This window comes from Micromonospora sp. KC213, from assembly GCF_004348325.1.
Taxonomy (GTDB): Bacteria; Actinomycetota; Actinomycetes; order Mycobacteriales; family Micromonosporaceae; genus Micromonospora.
In genome coordinates this window covers 21,853-30,253 of record NZ_SMKF01000061.1, presented here as the reverse complement: position 1 = coordinate 30,253, position 8,401 = coordinate 21,853, and the positions used below count along the sequence as shown (strand labels likewise).

4 protein-coding genes are annotated in these 8,401 nt (G+C 74.2%); 3 read left to right on the top strand and 1 reads right to left on the bottom strand.

Translation table 11 applies throughout. The features are described 5' to 3' along the window. Positions 1–44: 44 nt before the first annotated feature. The 3 genes from E1166_RS14850 (at position 45) to E1166_RS14840 (ending at position 6,512) form a co-directional block, all read left to right on the top strand. Positions 45–2,237 (top strand): YhgE/Pip domain-containing protein, encoded by a 2,193-nt coding sequence (locus E1166_RS14850; protein ID WP_132339347.1) that lies wholly within the window; start codon positions 45–47, stop codon positions 2,235–2,237. 77 nt (positions 2,238–2,314) lie between these two features. Then, a complete protein-coding gene (locus tag E1166_RS14845; protein ID WP_132263447.1) occupies positions 2,315–2,908 on the top strand; it encodes a TetR family transcriptional regulator in 594 nt (197 codons plus the stop codon). Positions 2,909–3,014: 106 nt separating this feature from the next. Continuing rightward, entirely contained in the window at positions 3,015–6,512 is a 3,498-nt protein-coding gene (locus E1166_RS14840) for an ABC transporter ATP-binding protein (RefSeq protein WP_132339345.1), read from the top strand. A gap of 235 nt (positions 6,513–6,747) precedes the next feature. Here the strand turns inward: E1166_RS14840 and E1166_RS14835 are convergent, their stop codons facing one another. Beyond that, positions 6,748–8,046, bottom strand: a complete 1,299-nt coding sequence (locus E1166_RS14835; protein ID WP_207914247.1) for a dicarboxylate/amino acid:cation symporter — start codon at positions 8,044–8,046, stop codon at positions 6,748–6,750. Between the last annotated feature and the right edge of the window lie 355 nt (positions 8,047–8,401).

Here is an 8,401-nt window from a genome sequence, read left to right as displayed (position 1 = left end):
CCGCCGCCCGCCGTCCCCGACCCCGACACCGCCGAGGTGACCCGATGAGCGTCTTCCGCCTGGCCCGCTTCGAGCTGCGCCGGATGACCCGGGGCCGGCTGCCGCGCGCCGCGCTCGCCGTCCTCACCGTGATCCCGCTGCTCTACGGTGCTCTCTACCTCTACGCCTTCTGGGACCCGTACGGGAACATGGACCGCATCCCGGTGGCGCTGGTCAACGCCGACCGGCCGGCGAAGACCGCCGACGGCGGCGAGGTGCACGCCGGGCAGGACCTCACCAGGAGGCTGCTCGACCGCAAGGTCTTCGGCTGGACCGTCACCGACGCGCGGGACGCCACCGCCGGGCTGAGCAGCGGCCGGTACCACCTGGTCTTCTCCATCCCGGAGGACTTCTCGGCCACCCTGGCCGCCAACCCCGAGCCGGACCACCCGGCCCGCCCGGCAGAGCTGAAGGTCGTCAACGACGACGCGACCAACTACCTCTCCGGCCTGCTGGCCCGCTCCGCGTTCAGCGAGATCCGGGCCGCCGCCGCGGAGAGCGCCTCCACCGGCTACTTCGACCGGATGCTGGTCGGCTTCACCGACCTGAAGGCCGAGACCGGCCACGCCGCCGACGGAGCCGGGCAACTCGCCGACGGGCTGACCCGATCGCAGGACGGCGCCGACCGGCTCGCCGGCGGCCTCGGTGACGCCGAGGCGGGCGCCGGCAAGCTGTCCGCCGGTCTGGGTCAGGCCGCCCGCGGCGCCGACCAGCTCTCCGGCGGCATCGACAAGCTACGCACCGGCGCGGCTCAACTCGCCGACGGCAGCGCCCAGGTCGCCACCCAGACCCGCGCCGCCGCCGAGAAGGTCGACGCCGCGGTCGGCACCGTCGACACCGCCGCCGGCACGATCGAGCCGGTGCTGCGGAAGAACGCCGACAGCATCGCCCGGTCCGCCACCGCCATCGCCGACGGAGCCGACGCGCTCGCCGCGGGCCTGGACGCCCTCCCGCGGCAGGCCGACGACGCCGTCGCCCAGGCGCGCGCGGTACGCGACCGGCTCGACACACTCGTCGCCAAGCATCCCGACCTCGCCGACGACCGGGACGTCACCGCCGCCCGGCGCGCCGCCGACAACCTCGTCGACACCGCCGGGAAGATGGCCGGCACCCTCGACCGGCTCGACCTGGCGAAGCTGAAGAAGGAGATGCGGCAGGTGGCCGCCACCGCCCGCCAGGTCGCCGCCGCCGCACCGCACCTGGCCGACGACGTCGCCGACGCGCGTACCAAGGTCCACCAGCTCTCCGACGGCCTCGGTCGGCTCGCCGACGCCACCGGCAAGGTCGCCAAGGGCAACGCCGAGCTGCGCGACGGGCTCGGTGGCGCCGCCGACGGCGTCCACCAGATCCGTGGCGCGCTGTTCCGGCTCTCCACCGGCGCCCGCGACCTCGACGGCGGTCTGGCCCAGCTCGGCGGGGGCGGCGCGCAGCTCGCCGCCGGCCTCACCAAGCTGGAGAGCGGCGCCGGCCAACTCGCCGACGGCCTCGCCGCCGGGGAGCAGAAAATTCCCGGGTACGCCGACGCCGCCGACCGCGCGGGCATCCTCGGCGATCCGGTCCAGCTGGACCGCAGCAGCCAGCACCCCGCCGCCTCGTACGGGGTGGGTTTCGCCCCGTACTTCCTGGCGCTCGCGCTCTGGGTCGGCGCGATGATCACGTACATGCTGCTGCGGCCGGTGAACCAGCGGCACGTGATGTCCGGCGCGCCCGCCTGGCGGGTCGCGCTCGCCGGCTGGCTGCCCGCCGCGGCGATCGGGCTGGCCCAGGCCGGGGTTCTCTTCACCGTGGTCACCCTGGCGCTCGGCCTGGACCCGGTTCACCCGGGCGCCACCCTCGGGCTGCTCGCGCTGACCTCGCTCACCTTCACCGCGATCATGCAGTGGCTCGGCGCGCAGCTCGGCCCGGCCGGCCGGCTCGCCGCGCTGGCCCTGCTGATGCTCCAGCTCACCTCCTCCGGCGGCACCTACCCGGTGCAGACCTCGCCGGGCTTCTTCCAGGTGATCCACCCGTACCTGCCGATGACCTACGTGGTGCAGGGTCTACGACACACCACCAACGGCGGCCCCGCCGCCACCGTGGTCACCGGCGCCCTGGTCGTCGCCGGCTTCGGAGTCGCGGCGCTGCTGCTGACCGTCGTCGCGGCCCGCCGTGCCCGCCGGCTCACCCCGGCCCGGCTGCACCCCGAACTGAGCATGTGAGGATGCTGGAGCAGCGGACGGCGGCAGGCCGGCAGGCAGACCCGGCCCGCACCGGCCGGGTCGACGGGGGAGGACCAGTGACGGACGGACGATCACGCCGGCGGGAGGACACCCGGCAACGCCTCTTCGAGGCGGCGGTGGAACTCATCGCCGAACAGGGATTCTCCGCCACCACCGTGGACGACATCGCGGCTCGCGCCGGGGTCGCCAAGGGCACCGTCTACTACAACTTCGAGTCCAAGACGGCTCTCTTCGAGGAGTTGCTGCGGCACGGCATCGGCCTGCTCACCGCCGAGTTCCGGGCCGCGGTGGCGGGGCTGCCGCCACGCGAGGCGCTCGCCGCCCTGGTCCGGGCCGAACTGGAGTACATCCGGCGGTACCGGGCCTTCGCCCAGCTGCTGCTGTCGGAGATGTGGCGGACCAACCGCGAGTGGCAGCAGACCCTGCGGCTGCTGCGCGGCGAGGCGATCGAGGTGATCGCGCAGACCGTCCGCGCCGGGGTGGACAGCGGAGACCTTCCGGCCGACCTGGACGTGCGTACCGCCTCGTCGGCGCTGTTCGGGGTCGGGCTCGTGGTGGCCGTCGACTGGCTGGTCTTCCAACCCGACCGGCCGATCACCGAGGTGCAGGAGGCGTTGCTGGGCATCGTGCGGCGGGTCGCCGGAACCTGAGACCGGTGCCTGCGCAAGTGGCGTAAATGCGTTGAGCGGTCGCCGCCGGGGGGCCAGGCTGGGGTTGCCGCCCCCACCCCACCCCGAGTCCCGGAGGGACCGTTCCATGCGCCTGCTCCGTGATCTCTGGGCCACCGCGCCACGCCGGATGGCCCTGGTGGTGTTCCTGACAGCCCTCGGCGCCGGCGGTCAGGCCGCCGCCTCGGCGCTGGCCGGCCCCGTACTGGTGCACCGGTCGGTGGGCTGGTTCGTCGGGCTCGCCGCGGCGCTGGTCGCCGCCGTCGCCAGCGACCTGATTATCGGCCTGGTGATGGCCCGGCTGACCGCCGACTGGTCCGCCGACGTGCGCCGCCGGCTCTGCCGGGTGGCGCTCGGGCAGGACCTGCCCACCCTGGAGACCACCCCGGTCGGCGAGCTGCTCGACCGCATCGACAACGACGTCTACCAGGTCGCCTCCGAGGTGCGTAACACCGGCGTACGGGTGGTGCAGGGCCTGGCGGTCTGCCTGCTGTCCACGGTGGCCGCCGTCTTCGTCTGGTGGCCCGCCGGTGTCGCCATGGTGCTGCTGATCGTGCTGCTGGCGGTGGCGCTGCGCCGCCCCACCGCCCGCATCGGACCAGCCCGGATGGCCGAGGAGGAGGCATGGTCGGACCTGGCCGCGGTGATGGAGGAGGCCGTACACGGCCAGGACGACGTGCGGACCAGCCTGGCCCGGCCGTACGTGCTGCGCCTCTACGCCCGGCGGGCCGCCGAGGTGCTCACCCGGGCCGGCCGGGTGTTCCGGATGACGGCGAAGGTCACCGCGATCGCGGGCGGGACCGTCCGGGTGGGTGTCGCCGCCGTGGTGCTCGGCGGAGCGTGGGCGCTGGCCACCGGCCGGGTCGACGGGGCCCGGCTCACCGCGATCTGGCTGCTCGCCATCGCCTTCGGGGCCACCACCGAGCACCTCGCCCGCTGGGTGCCGCAGGTGCAGTACGCCCTCGGCGCCTGGGACCGGGTGCAGCTGCTCTCCGACGCCCGGCAGGAACCCTCCGGCGGGGCGAGCCCGGCCGACGGCGACCTGACCATACGAAACCTCACCTTCCGCTACCCGTCCAGCGGCGACGTCCGGCGCGGCCCGGCGCTGCGCGACGTCCGGCTCAGCTTCGTCCGCGGCCGGTCGTACGCGCTGGTCGGGCGGACCGGTTCGGGCAAGTCGACGCTGGCGAAGGTGCTCACCCGGGCGGTGGACGTGCCGCGCGGGACAATCTTCCTCGGCGACACCGACCTGACCGACCTCGACGTCGAGCGGCTGCGCCAGTGGATCGCCGTGGTGCCGCAACGCACCGAGATCCTTGCCGGCACCCTCGCCGAGAACGTCGCCCTCTTCGACCCCGACCTGCTCGACGACGCCGGCCGGGCGCTGGCGGAGCTGGGGCTGGACGGCTGGATCGCCGAGTTGCCCGACGGGCTGGACACCCGGCTCGGTGACGGCGGGCACGTGCTCTCCGCCGGCCAGGAACAGCTGGTGGCGTTCGCCCGGATCCTGGTCCGCGACCCGCACGTGGTGATCCTCGACGAGGCCACCGCCCGGCTTGACCCGGTCACCGAGCACCGGGTACGCGAGGCCACCGAGCGGCTGCTCACCGACCGGATCGGCATCGTCATCGCCCACCGGCTCTCCTCGGTGCGCCGCTGTGACGAGGTGGTGGTGATGGCCGACGGCGCGGTGCTGGAGGCAGGTCCGCTGCGCGAGTCGGCCCGTTTCGCCGAGCTGCTCGCCACCAGCCACGCCGGCGCGTACGCCGGGGCGGGCGCGCCCCGCGGCGGGCTGGATCTGCTGCCGGCGCCGGTGGGGCAGTGGGACGCCGAGCCGGAGGTCGTCGCGCCGGCTGCGGCACCGCCGCCGGTGGTCGTACCGAAGGGCGACCCGCCGCCGCTGCCGCCGCGACCGCCCGCGCGGACCATGCGGGAGATCCTGCGGCTGGGTCTGAACGACCCGCGCTACGGGCTGGTCTCGGTCGGCCTGTTCGCCGTCATGGTGCTGATCGGCGTGGACGGCTCGGTGCTGCCCTGGCTCTGGGCGGACGTGGTCGACGGCGGTAGTCCCTGGCTGCCGGCGCTCGGCATCGCCGCCGCGCTGCTGCTGGTGCTGCCGATGCCCTACCTGACCAACGCGTGGTTTCCGCAGTGGTGGGTGCGGCAGATGCTGCGGATCAGCCTGCGGCTGGTGCACGGCCAGACCGGCCCACGCCGGGTCAGCGGCCACACCCCCGCCGAGGTGGTGGCCCAGGGCGGCGACACCGAACGGGTGGTGCAGCTGGCCGACAACCTGATGGACCAGTTCATCGCGGTGACGCTGCTGGTGAGCATGACGGTGGTGACCGGCAGCATCGTGCCGGGTCTGTTCTTCGTCGGCACGATGGTGGTCTCCGGGCTGGCCGCGACCCTGTTCGGTCCGCGCCTGGAACGCTCCGCCCGGGGCACGGTCAAGGCCCGGGCCGCGTTCGCCACCGCGCTGGTGTCGTCGCTGTCGGCGGCGCGCACCGTGAAGCTGGCCGGGGCGACCCGTCCGGTGCTGGACCACCTCGCCCGGCTGGACGTGGTGCGCAGCGACCGGCAGCGCCGGGAGATCACCATGCAGGTGTGGGCCCGGTCCACCCCGGCGATGGCCAGCGGACTGCTGCCCATCGGGGCCTGGGCGCTCTACCTGGCCGGTGGGCTCTCCGCCGGGGGCACCCTGGTGGCGGTCTCCACCCTGGGCGCGGCCCGCTGGTTCGCCTGGACGACCGCGGCGCTGGTGTCGCACTACCCGTCGGCGAAGGTGTGGACCCGGCGGACGGTGTCGATGTGCGGAGTCGCGTCGTACTCGGCGCCGGTGCCCGGGGTGGACCTCGCCGCCGGCACCGCGCCCGCGCCCGAGCCGCCCGCCCGGCGGCCGTTGCGGCGGCTGGAGCTGGTCGGCTTCGGCGCGCTGCACAGCGACGGCACGCTGGCCGTGCGCGACGTCGACCTGACCGTGGCGCGGGGGCAGTTGGTGCTGGTCGTGGGGCCGGTGGGCGCCGGCAAGTCCTCGCTGCTGCGGGCGCTCGCCGGGATCGTGCACCACACCGGCACCCTGCGCTGGAACGACGAGCCGGTCACCGAACCGGAGTTGTTCCTGCGTCCGCGGCAGGTGGGGTACGTGGGGCAGTTGCCCCGGGTGCTGTCCGGCACGGTCGCCGACAACGTCGCCCTCGGCCACGAGGTGGACGCGGCGGGGGCGGTGGCGACCGCCCAGCTGGAGCACGACCTGGCCGCCGCCGGTGGTGGGCTGGATCTGCTCATCGGGCACAAGGGGACCCGGCTGTCTGGTGGGCAGTTGCAGCGGCTGGCGCTGGCCCGGGCACTGGCGCCGCGTACCGAGCTGCTGGTCGCCGACGACGTCTCGTCCGCGCTGGACGTCACCACGGAGCTGGCGCTCTGGGCGGCGCTGCGCGAACACGGGGTGACCGTGATCGGCTCCACGTCCAAGCGGGCGGCATTGGTCCGCGCCGACCACGTGGTGGTCCTCCAGGCCGGTACGGTGGCCGCCCAGGGCCACTGGCAGGACCTGGAAGCGCACTGGTCCCACCTCGCCGGCTGATCCACCGCGCGGCGGGGTGATCAACTCCGATTGCCGCAGGCGGGGTGTTGGTGGCGTCGGACGCTGCCACGTGGCGCAGCAGGAGTCGATCACGCCCGGCCCCCGGCCGTCGCTCATCGGCGCGCGGGGCCGCCCCTCACCGGGGCGGCGACCGTCCCGGCTCAGGGCGAGCGGGACCGCGTCGGCCCGCCGGACAAACCGGCGGGCCGACGTCGGGATCATCCCGGTGGCGCACTCAGGCCAGGGCGGGCGCCGGCTCGTCCTGCCGGGTCGGGCGTGCGGGCTCGTCGGCGTCGATCAGGTCACGCCGACCGGCCGAGTCGTACGCGGCGCGGTCGAGGGTGCCTTCCCGGGCGGCGACGATCGTCGGCACGAGGGCCTGCCCGGCCACGTTGGTGGCGGTCCGGATCATGTCGAGGATCGGGTCGATCGCCAGCAGCAGGCCGGCGCCGGCCAGCGGCAGACCCAACGTGCTCAGGGTCAGGGTCAGCATCACGATCGCGCCGGTCAGGCCGGCGGTGGCGGCCGAGCCGACCACGGAGACGAAAGCGATCAGCAGGTAGTCGGTGACGCCCAGGTGCACCCCGAAGACCTGCGCCACGAAGATCGCCGCGAGCGCCGGATAGATCGCGGCGCAGCCGTCCATCTTCGTGGTGGCCCCGAACGGCACGGCGAAGGAGGCGTACTCGCGCGGCACGCCGAGGCGCTCGACGGAGCGCTGGGTCACCGGCATGGTGCCCACCGAGGAGCGGGAGACGAAGGCGAGCTGGATGGCCGGCCAGGCACCGACGAAGAAACGCAGCGGGTTGAGCCGGCCGGCGGTGACCAGCAGCGCCGGGTAGACGACGAAGAGCACGATGGCGCAGCCGACGTAGACGGCGGTGGTGAACGTCGCGAGCGGCGCGAGCAGGTCCCAGCCGTACGAGGCGACGGCGTTGCCGATCAGGCCGAGCGTGCCGAGCGGGGCGAGCCGGATCACCCACCACAGCGCCTTCTGCACGATCGCCAGCAGCGAGCGGTTGACCGCCACGAACGGTTCGGCGACCTCGCCGGCCAGCAGCGCGGCGGCACCGACGACCAGGGCGAGGAAGACGATCTGCAGGACGTTGTTCTCGACGAACGCGCCGACCGGGTTGGTTGGGACGATGCCGGTGAGGAAGTCGGTCCAGGAGCCGGTGCGCTGCGGCACGGTGGCCGCGGCGGTGTCCAGCGACACCCCACGTCCGGGGTTGGTGAGCAGGCCGAGGCCGATGCCGACGCCCACCGCGACCAGGGCGGTGACGCCGAACCAGAGCAGGGTCTTCCCGGCCAGCCGGGCGGCGTTGGTGACGCCGCGCAGGCTCACCACGCTGACCACGATGGCGGTGAAGACCAGCGGCGGGACGGCCAGTTTGAGCAACTGGACGAAGAGGTCGCCGACGGTGTCGAGGGTGCCGGCGAGCCAGCTCAGATCATTGGCGCGGGCGAGGAAGCCGAGTGCCGCGCCGAGCACGAGGCCGGCCAGGATCTGCACGGAAAAGGGGATCTTGCGCAGGACGGAAGCCATGATGATGCGTCCAAGGTCTGTCGGAGGGTCGGTACGGGCAGCGTCAGGAGAGCGGCTGCGCCGGACAGACGCCGCTGGCCTGCCGTCGGAGGTCGACGTACAGGCGCACGGTGAGGTGCCAGACGTTGGTCATCGCCTGCCGACGCTACTCCCGCCGAGCAGCGGGCGGAAGGAGCGGGAGCCGTGACGATCCTTACTCACCTCGATGGGTGCGGCAGGTCGGTCCCCGGATGCCGGCCGTCGCCAGGCCCCAGCCGGCGGCCGCCGCGGCGGCCCGACCGAGCGGGCCACCGCCGGTCACGGCGGGGAACCGAGCCGCGACCTGCCGCCGACCTATCCGGTC